The 21,339-nt window shown below is 72.4% G+C and carries 16 protein-coding genes; 6 read left to right on the top strand and 10 right to left on the bottom strand.

The features are described from left to right. Nucleotides 1-27: 27 nt before the first annotated feature. Complete coding sequence (locus tag CDO52_RS10885) at nt 28-1,638, bottom strand: carboxyl transferase domain-containing protein (RefSeq protein ID WP_094932361.1); 1,611 nt, start codon at nt 1,636-1,638, stop codon at nt 28-30. A gap of 160 nt (nt 1,639-1,798) precedes the next feature. Here CDO52_RS10885 and CDO52_RS10890 point away from each other — a divergent pair, with 160 nt between their 5' ends. Beyond that, nucleotides 1,799-2,371 (top strand): SACE_7040 family transcriptional regulator, encoded by a 573-nt coding sequence (locus tag CDO52_RS10890; RefSeq protein ID WP_017617224.1) that lies wholly within the window; start codon nt 1,799-1,801, stop codon nt 2,369-2,371. Nucleotides 2,372-2,561: 190 nt separating this feature from the next. Here CDO52_RS10890 and CDO52_RS10895 read toward each other — a convergent pair whose 3' ends face one another. Further along, nucleotides 2,562-2,987 carry a hypothetical protein gene (locus CDO52_RS10895; protein ID WP_017617223.1) on the bottom strand — a complete coding sequence of 142 codons (426 nt, stop codon included), beginning with the start codon at nt 2,985-2,987 and terminating at the stop codon, nt 2,562-2,564. Between the two features lie 384 nt (nt 2,988-3,371). Here CDO52_RS10895 and CDO52_RS10900 point away from each other — a divergent pair, with 384 nt between their 5' ends. Next, the gene (locus CDO52_RS10900; RefSeq protein WP_033299307.1) at nt 3,372-4,739 is read left to right on the top strand and encodes an NAD(P)/FAD-dependent oxidoreductase; all 1,368 of its coding nucleotides are present in this window, start codon (nt 3,372-3,374) and stop codon (nt 4,737-4,739) included. 100 nt (nt 4,740-4,839) lie between these two features. On the opposite strand, the gene CDO52_RS10905 is transcribed toward CDO52_RS10900, so the two are convergent. Both CDO52_RS10905 and CDO52_RS10910 read right to left on the bottom strand, forming a co-directional pair. Continuing rightward, complete coding sequence (locus CDO52_RS10905) at nt 4,840-5,046, bottom strand: heavy-metal-associated domain-containing protein (protein WP_017617221.1); 207 nt, start codon at nt 5,044-5,046, stop codon at nt 4,840-4,842. Between the two features lie 51 nt (nt 5,047-5,097). Next, nucleotides 5,098-5,385, bottom strand: a complete 288-nt coding sequence (locus tag CDO52_RS10910; RefSeq protein WP_026125501.1) for a metal-sensitive transcriptional regulator — start codon at nt 5,383-5,385, stop codon at nt 5,098-5,100. 316 nt (nt 5,386-5,701) lie between these two features. On the opposite strand from CDO52_RS10910, the gene CDO52_RS10915 reads away from it, so the two are divergent. Both CDO52_RS10915 and CDO52_RS10920 read left to right on the top strand, forming a co-directional pair. Further along, nucleotides 5,702-5,956, top strand: coding sequence for a DUF2630 family protein (locus CDO52_RS10915; protein WP_017617219.1), 255 nt, complete (start codon nt 5,702-5,704; stop codon nt 5,954-5,956). A gap of 128 nt (nt 5,957-6,084) precedes the next feature. Continuing rightward, complete coding sequence (locus tag CDO52_RS10920) at nt 6,085-6,717, top strand: DUF4126 domain-containing protein (RefSeq protein WP_017617218.1); 633 nt, start codon at nt 6,085-6,087, stop codon at nt 6,715-6,717. A 122-nt stretch (nt 6,718-6,839) separates the two neighbouring features. On the opposite strand, the gene CDO52_RS10925 is transcribed toward CDO52_RS10920, so the two are convergent. Beyond that, nucleotides 6,840-8,834 carry a Xaa-Pro dipeptidyl-peptidase gene (locus tag CDO52_RS10925; RefSeq protein ID WP_017617217.1) on the bottom strand — a complete coding sequence of 665 codons (1,995 nt, stop codon included), beginning with the start codon at nt 8,832-8,834 and terminating at the stop codon, nt 6,840-6,842. 162 nt (nt 8,835-8,996) lie between these two features. On the opposite strand from CDO52_RS10925, the gene CDO52_RS10930 reads away from it, so the two are divergent. Continuing rightward, complete coding sequence (locus CDO52_RS10930; protein ID WP_017617216.1) at nt 8,997-9,671, top strand: HAD family hydrolase; 675 nt, start codon at nt 8,997-8,999, stop codon at nt 9,669-9,671. A 96-nt stretch (nt 9,672-9,767) separates the two neighbouring features. Here the strand turns inward: CDO52_RS10930 and CDO52_RS10935 are convergent, their stop codons facing one another. From CDO52_RS10935 to CDO52_RS10950, 4 genes are all read right to left on the bottom strand, one after another. Beyond that, the gene (locus CDO52_RS10935; protein WP_017617215.1) at nt 9,768-10,382 is read right to left on the bottom strand and encodes a superoxide dismutase; all 615 of its coding nucleotides are present in this window, start codon (nt 10,380-10,382) and stop codon (nt 9,768-9,770) included. A 164-nt stretch (nt 10,383-10,546) separates the two neighbouring features. After that, complete coding sequence (locus tag CDO52_RS10940; protein ID WP_094932362.1) at nt 10,547-14,719, bottom strand: TIGR02680 family protein; 4,173 nt, start codon at nt 14,717-14,719, stop codon at nt 10,547-10,549. A 40-nt stretch (nt 14,720-14,759) separates the two neighbouring features. Further along, the gene (locus CDO52_RS10945) at nt 14,760-16,100 is read right to left on the bottom strand and encodes a TIGR02678 family protein (RefSeq protein ID WP_198345846.1); all 1,341 of its coding nucleotides are present in this window, start codon (nt 16,098-16,100) and stop codon (nt 14,760-14,762) included. Continuing rightward, complete coding sequence (locus CDO52_RS10950) at nt 16,097-17,851, bottom strand: DUF2397 domain-containing protein (protein ID WP_017617211.1); 1,755 nt, start codon at nt 17,849-17,851, stop codon at nt 16,097-16,099. Before CDO52_RS10950 ends, CDO52_RS10945 begins: the two co-directional genes overlap by 4 nt. Before the next feature lie 358 nt (nt 17,852-18,209). Between CDO52_RS10950 and CDO52_RS10955 the strand changes: the two genes are divergently transcribed. Beyond that, nucleotides 18,210-19,232, top strand: a complete 1,023-nt coding sequence (locus CDO52_RS10955) for a class I SAM-dependent methyltransferase (protein ID WP_094932363.1) — start codon at nt 18,210-18,212, stop codon at nt 19,230-19,232. A 64-nt stretch (nt 19,233-19,296) separates the two neighbouring features. Here the strand turns inward: CDO52_RS10955 and CDO52_RS10960 are convergent, their stop codons facing one another. Further along, on the bottom strand, nt 19,297-21,297 hold the full coding sequence (locus CDO52_RS10960) for an FAD-dependent oxidoreductase (RefSeq protein WP_017617209.1): 2,001 nt from the start codon (nt 21,295-21,297) through the stop codon (nt 19,297-19,299). Nucleotides 21,298-21,339: the final 42 nt, after the last annotated feature.

A 21,339-nucleotide genomic window follows, 5' to 3' on the forward strand; every position in this document is an offset into this window, starting at 1 on the left:
CTCCCGTTGACTCCGTCACCTGCAACCTCACATCCGGAAGACGCCGTAGCCGACCGGCTCCAGTGGCGTGTGCCGGGCCGCCGACAGCGCCAGCCCGAGCACCGTGCGGGTGTCCACCGGGTCGATCACGCCGTCGTCCCACAGCCGCGCCGTCGAGTAGTACGGGCTGCCCTGGTGTTCGTACTGGTCGCGGATGGGCGCCTTGAAGCTCTCCTCCGCCTCCGCCGACCACTGCTCGCCGCGCGCCTCCAGCTGGTCGCGCCGGACGGTGGCCAGCACCGACGCCGCCTGCTCGCCGCCCATCACCGAGATCCGCGCGTTGGGCCACATCCACAGGAACCGCGGCGAGTACGCCCGCCCGCACATGCTGTAGTTCCCCGCCCCGAACGACCCGCCGATGACGACGGTGAACTTCGGGACCCGCGCGCACGCCACGGCGGTGACCATCTTGGCCCCGTGCTTGGCGATGCCGCCGGCCTCGTAGTCGCGACCCACCATGAACCCGGAGATGTTCTGCAGGAACACCAGCGGAATCCGGCGCCGGTCGCACAGCTCGATGAAATGCGCGCCCTTCATCGCCGACTCGCTGAACAGAATGCCGTTGTTGGCGATGATTCCCACGGGGTGCCCGTGGATGTGCGCGAACCCGGTGACCAGCGTCGTCCCGTACTCCGCCTTGAACTCGGTGAACTCGCTCGCGTCCACGACACGCCCGATCACCTCGCGAACGTCGTAGGGCGTGCGCGTGTCGCCGGGGATGACGCCGTACAGCTCCTCGGGGTCGAGCGCCGGCGGGAGCGTCTCGCGCCGCTCCCAGATGGGTTCGTCGCGCGGCCCGAACGTCGCGGCGATCTGCCGCACGGTGTCCAGCGCGTGCGCGTCGTCCTCGGCCAGGTGGTCGGTCACGCCGGAGGTCCGCGAGTGCACCTCGCCGCCGCCCAGCTCCTCGGCGGTGACGACCTCGCCCGTCGCCGCCTTCACCAGAGGCGGCCCGCCGAGGAAGATGGTGCCCTGCTCGCGCACGATCACCGCCTCGTCGCTCATCGCCGGAACGTAGGCGCCGCCAGCGGTGCACGACCCGAGCACGGCCGCGATCTGCGGAATGCCCAGCTGCGACATGGTCGCCTGGTTGTAGAAGATGCGCCCGAAGTGCTCCCGGTCCGGGAAGACGTCGTCCTGCATCGGCAGGAACGCCCCGCCGGAGTCGGCGAGGTAGACGCACGGCAGGCGGTTGTGCAGCGCCACCTCCTGGGCGCGCAGGTGCTTCTTGACGGTCATCGGGTAGTAGCTGCCGCCCTTGACCGTGGCGTCGTTGGCCACCACCACGACCTCGCGCCCGGCGACCCGGCCGACCCCGGTGATCAGCCCCGCCGCGGGCGCGTCCTGCCCGTCGTCGCCGTAGAGGCCGTAGGCGGCCAGCGGCGAGAGTTCGAGGAAGGGGGAGCCCGGGTCCAGCAGCGCGTCGACCCGGTCGCGCGGCAGCAGCTTGCCGCGTTCGACGTGCCGGATCCTCGTCTTCTCCGGGCCGCCGAGCGCGGCGGTGGCGATCCGCTCGCGCAGCTCGGCGGCGAGGGAGCGGTTGGCCTCGGCGTTGGCGGCGTACGCCGCGCTGTTGGTGTCGATCGCCGAGGTGAGCACGGGTGCCCTGCTCATCGAGTCCCCTCTGGCCTGAGGTGTTAATGGTCGCTAACATGGCCGATGTTAGTGACCATTAACCTCGGTGTCCAGGGTCACATCGCAGCGGTCGGCGAGCGGCCGGTCGGCCCGCAGAACCGGGGACGAGGGGGAGACGAGAACCATGGCGAGCCGGACCGCGGGGACACGCCGGGCCGAGATCCTGCACGCCGCCGCCGACCTGTTCGCCGCGCGCGGCTTCCACGGCGTGTCCATCGAAGACCTGGGGCGCGCCGTGGGCACCAGCGGCCCCGCCCTCTACCGGCACTTCCCGGGCAAGGAGGCGCTCCTGGCCGCGATGCTGCTGGACATCAGCGAACGGCTGGCCGCCGACGGCCGGGAGCGCGTCGCCGCCTCCTCCGGTCCACGTGAGGCGCTGGACGCCCTGCTGCGCGGGCACATCGCCTTCGCGCTGCGCGAGCCCGCCCTCATCACCGTGCACGACCGCGAACTGGACAACGTCCCCGAACCCGACCGCCGCCGTGTCCGGCGGCTCCAACGCGGCTACGTGGAGGAGTGGGTGAACGTGCTCGCCCTGCTGCGGCCCACCGCCCCGCCCGAAGTCCTGCGCGCCGCCGTGCACGCCACGTTCGGGTTGCTCAACTCCACCCCGCACAGCGCCGGTCGGCTCCCGGAGGAGCGGATGGCCGAGCTGCTGCTCCACATGGGCACCGCCGCGCTCCTCGCCGGGGAGTGAGCGGCGGCCGCGCGCGGAGCCGCCGACCGGCGGGGTGCCGGCCCCGCTCAGGTCTTCCCGCTCACGGTCGGCGTACGTGGGGCCGCTGGCGCGCCCGAAAGCTCCGCCTGCGCCGATGACGCGCCGGAGCCGACCGGGCTATCTCCGGCCAGGAAGACGCGGCGCGTCATCCGTGGGCAGCCGCGGGAGATCACCGGGACTGATCGGAACCAAAGTTGCCGAGCACTGGCACATTGATCGTGTCCAGGCCGATGTCCTCGGCCTTCGCGCACAATGCTTCGACGACTTGCATGAGTTCATCCGGCTGCCCGACGTCCGCTCCCGCTGCGGGTGGCCGGTGACCCCCGGGTGCTTTGCGGTCAGGAACTCCTGGCACGTCGGAGGCGGCCGGAATCCGTTCGTCGGGTAGGGCAGCCCCCACGTCGCGGAGATCGGTATCCGGCAACTCGTCTGCCACCGAGCACACGTCTTCGACGGCTGCGAGAACCGCGACAAGGTCCTCGGTCGGGCCCTGAGCGGTCGCTTTCTCCGATGCGTTTCCGGCGGCCCCCGCGGTCGTCATGAGTAGGGCTCCGGTCGTGATCGCGATGGCCGCGCCCGTGCTGACACCACGCATGTGATTCCCTCCCCGGTGCGCCGAGGTCTCAGCGACCTCCGATATCGGCGCGTCTCAGCGCCGATCTCCATGGGTGACTGGATGGTCACACTAAGTGGTATTTGCTCGATTGTTGGTAGATGAAACCCGGGAATGAGCTTCGTCAGAAATGCGAATCCGGGTTAAAGGTGCAGGTCACCGGCGCGTCCTCCGTCTCGCCCCGCCGCCGCGGCCTACGTTTGACCTGAGCCGATACGGGCAGCCCTGATCACAGCGGCCAGAGTCTTCCGGCAGTGCGCACCCCGGAGGCGAGGGGCTGTCGAGCACGGTGAGCACCGGACGAGGCCACAGCGACAGCGGCCGCCGGGGTGGCGGTGCCGGGCCGATCAATAGGGGGATTCGACCATGGCACGACCTCGTATCGTGGTGATCGGTGCCGGATTCGCGGGGCTGCACGCCCTCCGCCGACTGGAACGGCGCATTCCCAAGGGCATGGCCGACATCGTGCTGGTCGCGCCCAACGACTACATGCTCTACAGCCCGCTGCTGCCGCAGGTGGCCTCGGGGCTCCTCACACCCCAGTCGGTCGCGGTGTCCCTGCACCGGATGCTGCACCGGACCCGCATCGTGCCCGGAACGGCGATCGGCGTCGACACCACCGACCACGTCGTCCTGATCAAGAAGATCTCCGACGAACTCACCTACGAGCGCTACGACCGGCTCATCCTCGCGCCGGGCAGCCTCACCCGGGTCTTCAACATTCCCGGCTTGTCCCGGCACGGCTTCGGCAACAAGAACCTCGCCGAGGCGGTCGTCCTCCGCGACCACGTCCTCGCCCAACTCGAACTCGCCAACGCCAGCAGGGACCCGGCGGAGCGCGAGGAGCGCTGCCGCTTCATCGTGGTCGGCGGCGGCTACACCGGCGTGGAGACCGCCGCCTCCCTGCGCCGCCTCACCGACGAGGCCGCGTCGCGCTACCCGGAGCTGCGCTCGGCCATCCGCTGGCACCTCATCGACATCGCACCGCGCCTCCTCCCCGAACTGGGCGTCAAGCTGGGCGAGGAGACACTGGACCTGCTCCGGAACCTCGACATCGAGGTCACGCTGGAGGACTCCGTCCGCAACGTGACGGAGAGCAAGGTGACCCTGACCGATGGCCGGGTGCTGCCGTGCCGCACGCTCATCTGGACGGCCGGAACCACGCCGAGCCCGCTCATGGCCTCCGTCGGCACCCCCACCGAGCGCGGGAAACTGCTGGTCGGCTCCGACCTCGCCACGGCCGACGAGCCCCATGTCTTCGCCATCGGGGACGCCGCGGCGATTCCGAACCTGGACTCACCCGAAGAGACGGCGCTCTGCCCGCCCACCGCCCAGTACGCGCAGCGCCAGGGCGTCATCGCCGCCGAGAACGTGATCTCCTCACTGCTGAACCGGCCGCTGCGCCCCTTCGTACACGAGGACATGGGGCTGGTGGTCGACCTCAGCGGAAAGGACGCCGTGGCGCGGCCGTTCGGCATCGACCTCTCCGGCCTCCCCGCATTCGCGGTGACCCGCGCCTACCACCTGTGGGCGGTCCCCTCGGCCCCGGCTCGCGCGCGTGTGGCGGCCAACTGGCTGATCCGCGCCACACTCGGCGGCGAGGTGTCCCGGCTCGGCTTCGCCCACGGCGTTCCCTCGACCTTCGTCGACCACGTCGCCGACCACTACCTGAACGCCGAGGCGGCGCGGAAGGAGAGCGCGCGGCTGCTCGACATCCCGGTGGCCGGGGGCTGAGGCAGGGCGCGCTCCGTCCGCTGCGGTGGATCCGCCCGGTCCGCCGGACGCGGACGGTTCCGTCGACGGCGGTGTCGTTCGGGCAGTGCCCGCCAGCGAGTCAGCCGGCGATCTCGTACCCGGCCTCGTCGATGGCGGCCGCCAGCTGCTCGTCGGTCAGCGGCGCCTCGCTCTCGATGGAGACGCGTCCGCTCTCCAGGTCCACGCCCACGGAGGTCACGCCGGGGAGGGCGCCGAGCTCCTCCTTGACGGCCTTCTCGCAGTGCCCGCACGTCATGCCGCTGACGGTGATGGTGGTGGTGGCCATGGAAAGATCCTCGATTCTCGGTCGGTGGACGGGGTGCCCGATGGCACGCGGTCAGGAGCGGACGAGACGCGCGACGGCGTCGGAAGCCTCGCGCACCTTGATCTCCGCCTCCTCGCCACCGTTCGCCACCGCGTGGGCGACGCAGTGCTTCAGGTGCTCGTCCAGCATGGACAGGGCGAACGAACGCAGCGCCTTGTTCACCGCGGAGGTCTGGGTGAGGATGTCGATGCAGTAGGCATCGTCCTCGACCATACGCTGGAGACCCCGGACCTGGCCCTCGATGCGGCGCAGCCGATTGAGATGGCTCTGCTTGTTGTCGTGATAGCCGTAGGTCGCCATGGCGGTGCTCCCCCGATCTTGCTCTTCGTCGGTCATCATATACCCCCTCAAGGTATTTTTGGCCGCTGCTGTTCCCGCTGTGCGCCCCAGCGGGACCCCGGACCCGTCTCGAGGCCGGAGTCCGAGGGGAGCCCGCGTCGGCATACTCCCAGAAGTATCGGTGTTTTTCCGGATCTCTCGGGTGGAATCGGGGTGCTCGCAGCGCGCTCCGACCGCGCGCCACTGAGTCGCTCCCGCCGCCCGGCCAGCTCTGAGCTGCGAGGACACGCAGAACCGGCACTTGCCGCAGGGGTGGGACTAGCCGACCATGGAACGCATGAACGATGCCAATGGTCGGGAGAGTGAGATCCTGAGTCGGATCGACGCCCTGGTCACCGAGGAGCGCGATCTCCGCGAGCAGAACGAGCACCGGCTGACGTCCCAGGAGCGCAGCCGGATGCGCGAACTCGAAGAGTCGCTCGACCAGTGCTGGGACCTGCTGCGGCGACGCCGAGCACTGCAGCAGTACGGCCAGGACCCCGACGCGGCCCAGCCCCGCTCGGCCGACGAGGTCCGGCGGTACCGCCAGTAGCCGACCCGTAGCCGACCGCCCTTCCCACCCCGCCGCGGGGGCACGCTCCGGAACCAGCGGCCGGTCCGGAGCGTCTCTCCTCGTGTGCCCCTGGCACGCGAGGGCGGAGACGAGCGGGAAGAGAGCACATGCTGGAGTTGCTGACCGGAACCGGTCTGGCGTCGGCGGCCGGATTGAACGCCTACATACCGCTGCTGGCGGTCGGGCTCATCGCCCGCTACACCGACCTCCTCACCCTCGGCCCCGGCTGGCAGTGGCTCGAACACCCGGCGGTCCTCATCCTGGTCGGCGTCCTGCTGGTCCTCGAGCTCGTCGCCGACAAGATCCCCGCGGTCGACAGCATCAACGACGTCGTGCAGACGTTCGTCCGCCCGACATCGGGCGGGCTGACGTTCGGCGCGGGCGCCGCCGCGGTCGACACCACCGACCTGGCGTCCGCGGGCACCGGCGACGGCTCCTGGTGGCCGATCGTCACCGGCATCGTCATCGCGCTGGTCTTCCACGGCCTCAAGGCGCTGGCCCGGCCGGTGCTCAACACCGTCACCTTCGGCGCGGGCGGCCCGGTCGTCAGCACCATCGAGGACATCTGCAGCGCCGTGATGTCGATCCTGGCCATCCTCGTGCCGATCCTCATCCTGGTGGTGCTGCCGCTGGCGGTCGCGGGCGGTGTGCTCCTGTGGCGCCGACGCCGCCGCAGGGCGGCCGAAGCGAAAGCTGGGCTCTCAGCGGACGCGGACACCGATCCGACCGGCGGGGCGTGACGCAGGGACGGTGCCACCCCGCGCGCAGCGGGCGCACACGCGCACCGGGCGGCGCCAGGTGACGGCAGGCGGCGGGCCCGGGGAAGTTCCCTCCCCGGGCCCGCCGCTGGTCGTGGGTGCGGTCAGCGCGGATAGCCGCCGCGTCCCTCGGAGACGGGGAGCGTGACCGTCGACGCCTTCGTGTCCAGGGTGACCTCGGTCCCGGCCGGGTAGCGCAGCGAGTAGTCGTGGTCGGTCGAGATCACCACGACACCGATCCGGTGCCCGGCCTTGAACACGTAGTCCTGGGCCTGCATCTCCCACGAGTACCGGTACATCGTGCCGCTGACGACCGGCCGCTGCCGCTCGGCGGAGAGGCGGTTGCGGGCGTCCAGGATGCCGCGCGTGACGATCTTGTAGTCGCTGGTCTCGGTCTTGTGGCGGCTCCGGTAGGTGCACCCGGGGTCCTCCGGGATGCCCTCGCCGTAGCAGACCCGCGCGTCGCGGTCGTAGCGAACCGCGCCGGTCGCCCGGGTGTCGGTGCCGTAGTCGACCAGCAGCGCGGTCAGGAACGGGGAAGCGCCGTCCATCGCGGCCCGAACCGAGACCTTCGGGAAGCCGTTGACCCGGACATCCTCGTCGAGCTCGTCGGAGACGTAGACGAGCGCGTTCTTTCCCGCGGCCCCGGGGTCGGTGGCCAGCGTGTCGGCGGTGACGGTCCGCCCGGCGTCGGTGAACGACTCCTCCTGGCCCCGACCCAGCTCAGGTGTGCGGTCCAGGGTGCCGGTCGCGTCCTCCGCCCCCTCGGCGGCGTTCATGTGCAGCCGCAGCGGAGCGGTTCCGGCGGTCGGCCAGTCGTCCTGCGTGGACCAGCTGAGATCGGCGTTCTCGACGTCGACCGCGGGCTCGTCCATGATGCCGTTGTCCAGGTCGTAGAGCCAGTAGTCGAACCAGCGGTGCAGCTGGTCCAGCCACTCCTCCATGCGCAGGTTCATCGGGTTGATGTGGCCGCCCTGGTACAACCACATCTTGCTCGGCACGCCGTGCTCGCCGAGCTCCCGCCACATCCGCAGGGCCTGGTCGGTCTTGACGTTCCAGTCGTTGAGGCCGTGCGCCAGGAACACGCTCGCGGAGATGTCCCCGACGTCGTTGCGGTAGTTCCGCTCGTCCCAGAACGCGTTGTAGTCCCCGCTGCGGCGGTCCTGGCCCTCGGTGATCGCGTCCATGACCGAGCCGCAGATCTCGCGGTCCTCGCGGGTGTAGACGAGCTTGGCCAGGACGTCGGTGTCCTCACCCTGGTAGCCGCCGGGCGCGACGACGCCGCCGTTCTCCCGGTAGTACTCGTACCAGGAGGAGATGGCGCCCTGCGGGACGATCGTCTTCAGCCCCTCCACTCCGGTCGTGGCGGCGGCCACGGGCAGGGTCCCGTTGTAGGAGATGCCGGTCATGGCCACGTTGCCGCTGGACCAGTCGGTGGCGGTGACCTCGTTGCCCTCGGCGTCGCGGCCGGTGGCGCGGCCGTTGAGCCAGTCGACGGCGGCCTTGATCCCCAGTGTCTCGTTGTGCGCGCCCGAGGTGGGGCAGCCGGTGGAGCCTCCGGTGCCCAGGCTGTCCAGCTGGGCGACGGCGTAGCCGCGCGGCAGGAAGTAGTTGTCGTAGTAGTTCGACATGCTGGCGGCGGGTCCCGCGGCCGCGGATCTTCGCAGTTCCTCGGGGTCGGCCGGGGCGTCCGTGTCCGCCAGCCCGCCCGGCCGGGAACCGCCCCGGGTGCGCGGGACGGTCCCGGCGTCCTCGTCGTCGAGGTCGACGTCGTACATCTCGGCGTCGTTGAGGTCGGACCAGTAGGGGCTGGGTTCGATGATCGTGGGCACCCGCAGCCCGCCGTCGGACTCCTTGGGGCGCATGATGCGCATCCGGACGGTGTCGGGGGTGCCGTCGCCGTCGCTGTCCGCCTCGGTCTCGATGTCGACCTCGTGGTAGACGGCGTCGGCGTAGTCGAAGACCGGCTGGGTGCGGCCGTCCTCGATCAGCGGGGCGGGGGTGTCGGCCAGGCCCGGTGCGGCCAGGAGGCCCGCGACGACCGCTGTGGTGGTGACCACGGAGCCGACGCGGGCGGTGCTGCGGTGGGGGTGTCGCATGCGCTGTTCCTCGCTTGGAGAGGGGAGCGGGGGTGGCGTCATCCCACCGGACTTCGGTCACCGGCCGACAACCCTGGGGTCTCCATTACGTCTCTAGACAGCGGAATGCAGGCAGAGAGACCCGCGGATCATGTAGGCGCCGGAAACGCCTAAAGTGCAGGGGTGGCTCACAACGCATTCGAACAGATGACCGGGATCAAGCACATCGTCTGGGACTGGAACGGGACGCTCCTCGACGACAACCACGCCAACCTCGCGGCCCTCAACGAGGTCTGCGTCGCGTTCGGGCGGCCCCAGGTCGACCTGGACTACTGGCGCTCGGTGTTCCGGCGGCCCCTGCTGGAGTGCTACGAGGAGCTGCTGGAGCGCCCCTTCGTCGACGGGGAGTGGGAGCGGGTCAACAAGATCTACGACCGCCATTACCTGGCCGCGGTGCCCGACTGCGGGCTGGCCCAGGGCGTGCCCGACGTGCTGCACCAGTGGGCCGCGGCCGGGGGCACCCAGTCGGTGCTGTCGATGGCCTCGGACCGGCATGTCAACGAGCTGATCGTCGAACGCGGCCTGCGCCCCCACTTCACCCGCGTCGACGGGCGCCGGTTCGGCACGGTGAACGACTCCAAGACCGACCACCTCGCCGCCCACATGGAGGAGCTGGGCGCCGACCCGGCGAGCGTGGTGCTCATCGGCGACATCGACGACGACGCCCGCGCGGCCCGCGAGGCGGGCGCCAACGCCATCCTCGTCGCCAGCGGGCTGATGAACCGCGAGCGGTTGCAGACCACCGGCCACCCCGTCGTGTCCACCGCGGTCGAGGCCGTCGGACTGCTGGGCGTCTGACCCCACTATCTCCGAGATCAACGGAGGGGCGAGACGCATTAGGGGCGGTACCGCCGTGGCGGTACCGCCCCTTGCGCGTTTTTCCGTACTGACCTGCTAGGCCAGCTGCACCTTGCGGGCCTCTTCGAAGCGACGCTGCACGTCCGCCCAGTTGACGACGTTCCAGAACGCCTTGACGTAGTCCGCCTTGACGTTCTTGTACTGCAGGTAGAAGGCGTGCTCCCACATGTCGAGCAGGAGCAGCGGGTAGGACCCGGCGGCGAGGTTGCCCTGGTGGTCGTAGAGCTGCTCGATGATCAGCTTCTGGCCGAGGATGTCCCAGGCCAGAATCGCCCAGCCGGAGCCCTGGATGCCGGTGGCCACGGCGCTGAAGTGCGCGCGGAAGGCGTCGAACGAGCCGAACTGGTCGTCGATCGCGGCGCCCAGCTCGCCCTCGGGCTTGTCACCGCCGTCCGGCGACAGGTTCGGCCAGAACACCGAGTGGTTGACGTGCCCGGCGAGGTTGAAGGCCAGGTTCTTCTCGAGCATGTTGACCGTGCCGAAGTCGCCCTTCTCACGGGCCTCGGCCAGCTTCTCCAGCGCGGTGTTGGCGCCCCCGACGTACGCCGCGTGGTGCTTGTCGTGGTGAAGCTCCATGATCTGACCGGAGATCCACGGCTCCAGAGCCGCGTAGTCGTACGGAAGCTCCGGAAGCGAATATGGCGCGGACATGTGCGCACCTTCCCAAGACGATTTTTCTAGGCTTGATGGGCGAAGACTCTCGCCCCTGAAAAGCTATCAGTCCAGGGCCCGGTCATCCTGTGTCGCCCTTGCGACAACCGGAACCGGGAATAAACCCGCCACCCGGCCACGCACCGGACCGAACCGGCGGGGGGTCACGCCGCACGCTCGAATCCGCTGCCGTTCCACGTGGTGCGGGCGCACGCCACGCCCCAGGCGCCCTTGCGCTTGAGGATGTCGTAGATGTGCATCCGGTCGATCTTCGGCGACACGCCGTACCCCGACGGCCACGTGATCGCCCAGTCCATGTCGAGGTCGACCAGCAGCTCCAGCAGCCGGGCGATCGTGGGGTCGTCCAGCCGCTCGAACGCCTCGTCGAGCAGCACCATCCGCAGCGGACCCTCCAGCTCCGTCTCCAACGCGTCGTAGAACGCCGCACTCGCGGCGAACAGCGTCACATACGACACCAGGCGCGTCTCTCCCGAGGACAGCTGGCGAACGCGGCGGTCGCGCGGGTTGCCGTCCGGACCCGTGTCGTGGATCCGCACCCGGTAGGTGTACCACTGCCGGTAGTCCAGCGCACCGGCCAGCACCTCGGTGTAGCCACTGCTGCGCCCCGCGTCGCGGGTGGCGCGGATGCGGTCCATCAGCGCCCGGCGCAGCCGGTCGTTCTCCTCGGCGGTGCGCCGCGCCACCGACTTCTTCGCCAGGGCGAACGCCGAGCGCTCGGCGGGGTCCAGGTGCGGCGCCGGCTCCCAGGACAGCTCCACCCGCACGCCCTGGCTGGAGTGGGCGCCCTCCAGCACGGTGTTCATCCGCCGGGTGAGCGACTCGGCCGACCCGATCTGGCGGTGCAGCTCCTCGGCGATGTCGCCGAGCAGGTACTCCTCGAAGATGCGCTCCTCGCTGTCGGTCAGGTTCTCCTCGGCCTGGGCGAGGCGCGCGGCGGTGAGCCGGGCCGTGGCCGCCACCGGAGCGGTTCCCGACTCGTCGCTGACCGCGACCGTGAGGATGCCGTGGTCCCGGTCGGCCTGCACGTCGTGCGTTCCGGCGAGGGCGGACTGGAGCTGTTGGATGCGGGAGATCAGGGTGCGCTCCAGCGCCGCCGGGTCGCCCGGGGCGTCGTCCGCCGCCTCCAGCGCCTCGGTGAGGGCCGCGCGCAGCTCCGGGCGCTCGAACGGCGGCTCGACCGCGCCGGTCGCCGCCTCCCATACGCCCGCGACGTCGGCGGCGTCGGTCAGCGCGTCCTCGGCATCGGCGACCTTGCCCTCGGCCTCGTCGACCTCCCGCTCGGTGGCCTCGACCCGCGCCTCGGCATCGGCCAGCGCCTTGATCCGGCCCTCCACCTCCGACTGCGCCTTGGGCGCCTGGGACCGCAGCCGCTGCCGCTCCTCGCCCAGCCGCCGCACGTCCTCGCTCACCTGCTCGGCGTCACGCCCCAGGCTGGAACGGAGCGTCGCCAGAACGGCGTGCGCCTCGGCGTAGGCGCGGTGCGTCTCGGCGGCGTCGGACTCGGCCTTCTCCCGCGCCCGAACGGTCCGCTTGTGGTCGGCCTGGGCCGCCGCCACCGACCGCAGCGCCTCGGGCAGGTCCCGGCGCAGCAGCCGGGCGATCTCCTCCAGGGCGGTGGTCGCGCGGCGGGCACGCTCGCACAGCTCCCGCAGTTCTTCCAGGCCGCTGCCGACGCCCAGCTCGCCGCAGGCGCGCTGGTGTTCGGCGCGCTCGGCGCCGAGCCGGGCGCGGGCCTGGGCGTGCTCGGCCTCGGCCTGCTCGGCGTCGGACGCGGCGCGGCGGGCGGCCGAGCGACGGGACTGCGTCTCGATGTGGGCGCGCAGCACCTCGGCGATGTCCGGGAAGGAGTCCAGGCAGCCGTGCCAGGCCTGTTCGAGCTGTTGGGCGCCGCTCAGCGAGTCGCGCAGCTCAGCGACCCGCTCTTCCAGCCGGGCCAGCTCGGCCTCCAGCTCCTCCACGCGCTTGCGGCGGGCCTGCTCGCGGGCTCCGGCACCGATGTGCTCGGCCGCGGCCTTGGTGTGCCGCCCGCGCAGGACCCCCGACCGCCAGTGGCCGTCCGTGCCGACGCTCAGCGGGGCGCCCGCCGGGCCGGTCGCGGCGGGCGCGTCCAGTAGGGGCACCGAGCACAGCAGCGCGGCGACCACGTCCCGCGACACGGTGCTCTCCGCATCGGTGCCGACGGCCGGGCACAGCACGTCGGCCAGCGACGGCCCGTCGACGGGGGCGCCGGGCTCCGCCCAGGTGTCGTGCTCCCCGTTGTCAGGCAGCGGGCCGCCGTCCCGGGTGACCCATGCGTTGAGCAGGCCGGAGGCGTGCAGGGACGCCTCCAGGGCGGCGCGCTCGGCGTCGGGGACCCCGGAACGGAAGTCGACCACCCGGTAGAAGGGAGCCCCCGCGCTCGGATCGCGCTCGGCCGTGGTCAGGGCGGGGTCGGCAAGTTCGACCTCGGCGGCCTCGCGCAGCCCGGCCAGGTCGGACCGCAGCCGGGTGCGCTCCGCGTCGGCCTCGGCGAGACGCTGCTCGGCCATGACGGCGGCGTGCTGTACGGCGCGAACGCGCGGCTGGAGCGCCGCCCGGACCTCGCGGTGGGCGTCGCGGAACGCGTCGGGGTCGGTGGCCACCTCGTCGGCCTCGGGGACGGGAGGCAGCTCTCCGGTGGCGGGGCGGTCGCCGGGCGGCAGCGCCTCGTCGTGCCAGCGCTCCACGGCGTGCGCCCACTGCCCGGCGAGCGCGAGCAGCCGTTCCTCGCTCTCCCGCGCCCGGCGCCCGGCCTCGGCGGCGTCCTCCGCGCTGCGCGCGGCGCCCTCGGCCAGCCGCGACAGGCGGGTCTCCTCCTCGACCAGCCGCTCGGCCTGGGACCGGAGGCCGCCCAGCAGCGGGGCGCGTTCGGCCGCCGCGTCGGCGGCCGTCGCGACGCTCTCGGCGGCCTGGGCGGCGCCGCTCTCCAGCGCCTCGACGTCGATGGTGGGAGCGGCGGCCCGGTACAGCTCTTCGGGCCGGGCGTCCGGCTCCGGGGAGAGGAGCACCCTACGGGCCTCCTCGTCGCGCTCCAGGGCCGGCAGGAGGGGCGGCAACGCGCCCAGAGCCGAGGGGACGCCGATCGCGCCCAGCGACTCGCGGGCCTCGGCGGCGCCCGACGCCACCCCCTCGCCGATACGGACCGCGAGGGCGGCCGAGCGCTCGATGGCGCCGATCGACTGCTCCTCGGTGGAGCGCAGTCCCTCGGCGTTGGCCAGCGCCGCCTCGACGTGCCGGCGCTGGGACTCCACGGTCGCCTGCTTGTCCTCCAGGTCGCCGAGGGCGCCGTAGGCGGGGGAGGCCTTCAGCGCCTCCAGCTCGGTCTGGACCTGCTCCAGCCGCTCGTTCGCGGCGTCGCGGTCCAGCTCGGCCTGGCGCAGGTCCGCCTCGGCGGCGGCGCGTTCCTTGTCCCGCTTGGCGCGCCGGTTGGCGGCCCGCTCCCGCCCCTTCTCGGCCGTCGCCAGCCGGCTGGCGCGGTCGGCCAGCACGCCGCGCGCGTAGTCGCGGTAGCCGGTGAGGAACTCGTCCAGAGCGGAGTCGGCCTGGCGCAGCCGGGCGACGTTGCGGCGGACGCCTTCGAGGTTGTCCAGGCCGGTGGCGGTGCGCGCGATGACGTCGGGGTCGACGGGCGGGAGCGCGTCGGAGAGGAGCTGCTCCAGCTGGCCCTGGAGCACCTTCAGGCCGATGTCGGGGTTGCGCAGGGTCCGCTGGAGGTGCAGCAGGTCGGTGTAGCGGTTGCCGCCGGTGATGCCGTAGACGGCCGCCGCCACCCGCTGCTGGAACGCCTCCTGGGCACCGACCACGGCGTCCTCGCCGATGTGCTCGCGCAGGCGCGCCTGGGTGATGGGCCGGTCCTGCTCCATCAGCGCGAAGTCCTTGTTCACCCGCAGCGGGGTGATGAACCGCCAGGAGTCGCTGATCTGGCGGCTGGACGCGCTGGCCTTCACGCCGATCCCGCAGGTGAGGAAGTCCTCGGACCCGTCGTCCAGGGTGCGGCGCAGCTCGATCCAGGCGTATCCGAGCCGCAGGGTGCCCGCGGTGTAGTCGTCGAGCATGAGGCGGCTCATGCTGACGGTGTCGAAGCCCTTGCAGCCCATGTTGCGCAGGTCGCCGTCGAGGCAGAGGGGGAGCAGCAGCTCCAGGGTGCGCGACTTGCCCGAGCCGTTGGTGCCCTTGAAGATGACCCGGCCTCCGGACAGGTCGAACTCTTCGTCGCGGTACTGCCAGATGTTGACCACGCCGCCGCGGTGCAGCTGCCAGCGCTCGCGGGGCCGGGCGGCCGCATGTCCGGTGCTCACATCGGTCCTTACTCGATCGTCGTGTGCCCGTCGGGCGGGGTCACAGGGAGAACAGGGAGTCCTGGGCGTCGTCGGCCGCCGGTGCGGGGTCGGGCGAATCGCCGTCGCCGGGCGCGTCGGTGCCGGGCGGGCCGTCGGGGACGGGGCGGTAGCGGGCGGCGGCCGGGCTGATCTGCACCAGGCCGCCGGGGCTCCGCCGGGCGAGCCCGGACTGGGCCAGAGTGTCGGCGACCGAGCGGGCCAGCCGGCGGGTGTCGCGGACGGCGTCCTTCGACCACGCCTGCGGATAACGCTCGACCAAGCCTGCCACGACCGTGCCCAGGCGGTCGAGGGAGACCGTGGTCCATGGCCCGCCGTCGGTGGCGGCGGAGCCGTCCGGCGCCGGTGCCGCGCCCTCCTCGCCGTCGGCCTCGCATGGGGCCGCGGCCGTGTCCGCGCCGTCGGCCGCGTCCGACGACCCGTCCGCCAGCAGCTCGGCCGCGGCCAGCAGCGCGATGCGGGCGATGGTGCCGGTCCCGGGGAAGACGCGGTCGGTGAGGTAGCCCTCGGGGTCGACGGCCAGGACGCCCTGCGAGCGCACCTCCAGGCGCAGGCCCAGCAGCTCCTCCAGCAGGTGCGCCTCGGAGCGCAGGTTGGTCCGCAGCCAGTCCCACTGCTCGGGGGCCAGGCCGGAGGCGAGCACGACCGGGTCCTCGACCAGGCGGCGGCGCACGCGGTGGCGCTCCTCGGCGCCCGCGCCCGCTGACCGGCTCAGCGCCTCGGCCGAGGGGAAGCGCCCCAGCGGCGCCGCGACCAGATGGCCCAGCAGCTCCAGGTCGACGGTGAGCAGCGCCTCGCGGCTCGCGTCGTCGGCCCACGGGGCGACACTGCCGTCGGTCTCGGTGAGCACACCCAGGTCGATCAGCAGCCGCAGGGCCGCGGCGAGGGCGCGCCGGTCCACGATGCCCGTGCCCAGGTCCAGCCCGGCCTCGGTCCCGGCCGCGCGCACGTCGGCGACCAGCCCGGACAGCAGGAGCTGCCGCCCGCCGCCGGTGAGGGCGGCCAGCACCAGGGCCAGGTAGGCGTAGCCGCGCGGGGTGAAGGGGGCGCCGTTGTGCTTGTGCGCGCCGCGCACGCCGTCGGGCGTGCGTCCGGTCTTGTACAGCCGGGCGAACGTCGGCTCGATGACCAGCCGGTAGCCGAGGTACCCGGCGAACAGCGCCTGCAGCCGGTCGGCGTAGCGGCGCATCGCCGGAAGCGCGTCGCCGTCGGGGCCGTCGGCGCGCAGCAGCGGGCGGCGCAGCAGCACCCGCGCGCACCGGCGCACCTGGGCGGCCTCGATGGCGTCCAGTCCGCCGAAGGCGGCCTTTTCGGGCGACCCCAGCGGATCCCTGCGGCTCACCGTCGGGCCTCCTCGTCTGCGGTATCGGCACCCTCCGCCGCGGGGGCGTCGTGCACCTCCAGCGCCTCGCCGACCCGCAGGCGCACGTCCACGCCGTGCAGTTCGAGCGTCCCCAGCGCCGAGCCGATGCGGGCGGCACCGCCATCGGGGCGCGGCTCCAGCAGCAGGGTCAGACCGGTGATCGGGTCACCGGCGCTGCCCGGTTCGCTGGGCACGTCGCGGGAGGCGCCGGCCAGGGTCAGCAGCTCGCAGAACAGTTCCAGGGCGTCGCCCGAGAGCCGCGCCCCGGCGAGGTCGGAACCGGCCGCGGCCAGCTCGTTGACCGCGGCGTCGCGGCGGCGCTTGCGGCGGTCCTCTTCCTCCAGCAGCTCGGCGCGGCCCAGGGGGTCGTCGCTGAGGCGCGGCAGCTGGCCCGCGGGCGCGCGCTCGCCGCGTGTGCGGACGTTGACCTCGACGTCCACCTGGCCGCCCTCGGCCCAGGTGCGGCCGGGGTCGGGGGTGTCGTCCTCGTTGGCCAGGGCCAGGTGCCGCGCGGAGAACAGGCCGAACGCCGCGGCGAACAGGTCGTGCGCGGCCTCGGGTGTCGCCGCGTCGAACCACCCGGCCAGTGTCAGCAGGTCGCGGCGGCGCCCGGGGTCGACACCGCCCACCCCGGTGGCGCGCTTGACGTTGCCGAGCAGGGCGGTGATGGCGCGGCTGGTGGCGTCGCGCAGGCCGTCGACCTCCGAGGGGCGGCCGGGGCGGCCGATGAACCAGCCCGTCAGCCCGTCCCAGTCGGCGGCGCGCCGGCCGGGGGAGCGCTCCATGAGTTCGGTCTGGCCGCTGCGCGTCTCGCGGGGGACGAGCACGTTGCCGGAGTCGTCCGTGGCGGAGGGCGGCGCGCCGGAGTCGGCTGCGCGGGTGCCGAGCTCACCGGTGCCGAGCAGGGCCAGCAGCTGGCTCCGCTGCCGGTTGAGGGTGCTCAGCCGCTCCACGATCGGCTCGGAGTGGCGCAGCACGTCCTTGGCGATGAGTTCGACGTACTCCAGCAGCATGTGCTTGAAGCCCGACATCTCGGCCGGCGCGAGATCGTAGCGGGCGATCACCGAGCCGAGGTAGGCGTAGAAGTCGCGGACCGCCGCGGCGAACTCGTCGTGCTGCAGGAACAGCGTGGTGACCTGCTGGGCGAGCTGCTCGCGCAGGGTGCGCACCGAGGTCGCCTCAGGGCCGCGGCCGTGCTCGGCGGCCAGCAGCTCGCCCAGGGTGCGCTGGATGTCGGCGAGCCCCTGCTCGATGGCGGGCAGCAGCTCGCGCGAGACCTCGCGGGCGCCCTCGGCGACGGTGAGCATGCCGTCGACGTCGCGCTGCACGCGCATGGCGAGCTTGGCGACCTGGTAGCGGACGCGGCTGCGGGTGAACTCGGCGATGGACGCGGCGGGTTCCCGCCGCCCGGGCACCAGGTTCCCCCAGCGGGCCAGCTGCTCCAACCGGTCGACGACGGTCTCCGGGCGCGACTCGCCCTCGTCGATCTCGCCGCGACGCTCGGCCGCGGCCAGGGCAGCGGCGACCTCCCCGGCGCCGAGGTCGGCCAGCAGCGTGGAGGTGAAGAGGCGCATGATCGCCAGGTAGGTCCGGCGCTCCGGCGCGCTGAGGTAGCTGTAGAGCCGCAGCCGGTCCAGGTCCCCGGAGGCGCCGCGGGGGCCGTCCCCGCCGTCCCCGGCGGTCCCTTCGCCCCCGGCGGGGTGAGGCGTTTCGTCGGCATCGTTCAGCATGACCCGCCCCAACTTAGCGGTTCGGCGCGGCCGCCGACGCCATGCGCGCGGGTGATCCCCGCCCCGCCCCACCGCCGTCGGCGCCCACGGCGCCCTGATGGACCGGCGGTGGACCGCTGGGGAGAGGGGGGTGATTGGTGGGTGAACACGCGGGGAATTACTCCGCGGGGTCGTTTCCCAAGGGCGTGGGGGCTGCTCAGGGGGCGTTTCGGTGGGCTACTGTCAGCCGCGTACCCGCCGTGCCGCGCCGCCCGGTGGAGGGTGGACGCGCCCCGTGGCCCGTGTGCGCGGCGTCGACGCGGGATCCCCCGACGTTCGGCCGTCCCACAGGGGCGGGCCTGACCACACTGGAGGTCTCATGCTGCGGTTCCTGCGGTCCCGGCTCCTGCTGTACGTGGTCGGGGCGGGGGCGCTGGGCGCCCTCGTGTTCGCGGCGCTCGCGGCGCTGGGCCTGCTCGACGCGGGGACCGCGGTGGGGCTGGCCGCGACGGGCGTCGTCGGGGCGGCGGTGGCCGCCGTGGCGGTCATGGTGCGGCGGCTCGCGCGGCGGGTGAACCTGCTCAGCAGGGAGCTGGAGGCGCGCACGGGGGAGACCGTGCGGGCGGTCGAGGAGCACCAGGCCCGGACCGGAGCGTCGTTCGAGGAGGTGACGGCGGGGCTCGCGCGGCTGCGCGACGAGACACTGCCGAAGCTCAGCCGGGACGTGGTCCGGACCGTCAACACGCAGGGCCGCAACGACTACGAGCAGCAGGTCGCCTGGACCGAGCTGCGGGACTACCTCCAGCCCGGCCCGTTCATGCCGCCGCTGCGCGGCTGGGCCGCCTCGCCGGACGTGCTGCGGCTGCTGGTCCGCATCATCGACGAGCGGCGGCCGGACCTCGTGGTGGAGTGCGGCAGCGGCTCCTCCAACGTCTGGCTCGGTTACGCGCTGCGGCGGCTGGGCAGCGGGCGCCTGGTCGCGCTGGAGCACGAGGAGCGCTTCGCGGAGCTGTCCCGGGAACTCGTCACCGCGCACGGGCTCGACGACATCGTCGACATCCGGCACGCGCCGCTGACCGACTGGGTGCCCGAGGACGGGACGGCCGAGGACGCCGCCCAGCCCTGGTACGACCTGAAGGCGGTGGCCGACCTCAAGGAGATCGGCCTGGTGTTCGTGGACGGGCCGCCCGAGGCCACGGCCCCGCAGGCCCGCTACCCGGCCGTCCCCGCGCTCCTACCGCACTGCGCGACCGACGCGGTCATCGTCCTGGACGACACCGTGCGCCGCGCCGAGCGCGACCTGAGCGACCGGTGGCTGGCCGCCTACCCCGAGCTGTCCTGCCGCCCGGAGACGGTGGAGAAGGGCGCGCGGGTCTTCACGCGGAACGCCGACGTGTTCTGACGGTGGGAGCCGCGGCTCCCACCGTCAGAACGGCACTACGCCCCGATTCCCGTGTCGCGTCGCGTCAGGAGTCGAGGAGTTCGCCGACCGCGCGGTGCGCCTGGTCGATGGCGGTGTCGGTGTAGGCGTTGGGAGCGGCGTCGGAGTTGGCGATGGCGATGCGGCCGAGCTTCCGGCGGGCTGTCTCGGCCGGGGTGGGGCCGTCCGGCCAGAACCGGTCGAACGGGCGCGCGTACTCGCGGGCGTAGCCGTGCCCCCACCGGTTGACGGTGATCGCCTCGATGTCGCGCTTGGCGTCGAAGCCGCCGTCGCCGAGCGCGCGGTTGAGCGTCTGGCGGATGCTGCGCTCATAGCCCTCGAAGGGGATGTGCAGGATATTGTGCCGGGCGGCGATCGCGGCCTTGGCCGGGGCCATGCCCTCGGGGGAGGGCACCCCGATCATCTGGATGATGATGGGCTCGTCGGGGTCTTGCGGGTGCTTGTAGCCGCCCAGGCTGACGGGGTAGTCGAGCTGGGCGACGGCCCAGTCGCCGCTGGAGAAGCGGATGTGCCGCATGCCCAGCTCCACCCACGGCTGCCAGTTCTTGACCACGACGTTGGCGTAGATCAGCGGCTGCTTCGAGGCGTCCTTCATGGCGATGCGCTGGGTGCTGGGCAGCTCGGTCATGAGGAACTGGCCCATGACGTGCCAGGCGGCCATGACGACGTGCGTGGCCGTTGCCCGGTGCAGCTTGCCGTCGGTGCTGTGGTAGGTGACGAGCACGCGGTCGGCGGCGTCCGGACTTCCGTCGTGCTGGAGGTTGGTGCAGGGCGAGGCCAGCCGCAGCCGGACGTCGTTGTCCGGCTTGTCGAGCTCGGTGTAGTCGAACTCGGCGAGCACGACGCTGTCCATGTCGAGCGTGTCCTTGCCCGGCACGGAGTTGGGGATGAGGCGGTGCACCAGCAGCCGCGCGATGCTCGCGTTGCCGTCGGGGAAGTGGTAGATGTACGGGTCCTCGTGGCCCCAGAAGCGCTGCACCGAGAAGGCGTTGAGCCGGTGCGCCGTGGAGTCGTCGAGGTTGAGGCCGTCGAAGCCGGGGTAGCCGTCGGCCCACGCGTCCAGGGCGCTCCAGTCGGCGGCGGGCACGGCCCACTCGTCGCTGGTCAGGGAGCGGCAGAAGTTCACCGCCTCCTCGCCCATGCCGGCGATGTCGCGGAGGTAGTCGGTGTAGGTCGTCTCGGCGAGACGGGTCTTCTTCTCGTCGTCGCTCAGGCCCGGCATCCAGTCCTCGGGCTTGTCGAGCAGGGTGACGAGGTCGGCGCGGCCCTCGTCGGTCAGCGGGGCGTCGGCGAGCCAGTCCTCGGTGGACATGTCCTTGGAGCGGACGGCGAGGTGGTCGCGGCCGAAGTCCTCGTAGCGGAAGAAGACGGTGTCGCCTTCCTCGGCCAGCTTGAACTTGTCGTAGAACTTCTGGTCGAAGTACTTCTCGAACTTCTTGAGGTCGATCCCGAGGTCCGTGAGGAGGCCCTTGGCCTCCGTGCTGTACACGGAGGGGGTGTCGATGGCCTGGGTGCCGCCGTAGCCGATGAGGACCTGGTCGCGGCCCTCGGGGTGGAACTCGTTGCGCCGCGCGTGCCCGCCGAACTCGTCGTGGTTGTCGAGGATGAGGACCTTCGCGCCCGGGTTGCGCTTCCGGTAGAAGTAGGCGGAGGCCAGCCCGCTGATTCCGGCGCCGACGACCACCAGGTCGTAGTGCTCGCCGGTGTCCTCGACGGAGGCGGTGTTGGTGACGCTGCCGAGGCGGTTGTCGCGGATGGCGTGCGGGATGCTCAGCGCCTGCGGGGTGTTGCCGCGCAGGCCGGTCAGCTCCGGCGGGTAGTCGGCGCCGTCGGGCACCGCGACGGGCGAGGCGGGGCTGGCGGCCCACGGGCGGTCGCCGCCCGGCGCGCATCCGGCGAGTGCCGTCACCGCCGCTCCGGCGACGGCGGTCGCGGCGACCCCGTCGAAGAAATCGCGTCGGCTGATCTTCGCGTCCATGCCCAGCTCGCGGTCACTGGAGGCTGGACAGCGCGGCTCCTCGGCCATGTTCTCCCCTTTGGTATCCCCCGTGCACCCTCGCCGGGGCCA

This window comes from Nocardiopsis gilva YIM 90087 (assembly GCF_002263495.1).
Lineage (GTDB): Bacteria > Actinomycetota > Actinomycetes > Streptosporangiales > Streptosporangiaceae > Nocardiopsis_C > Nocardiopsis_C gilva.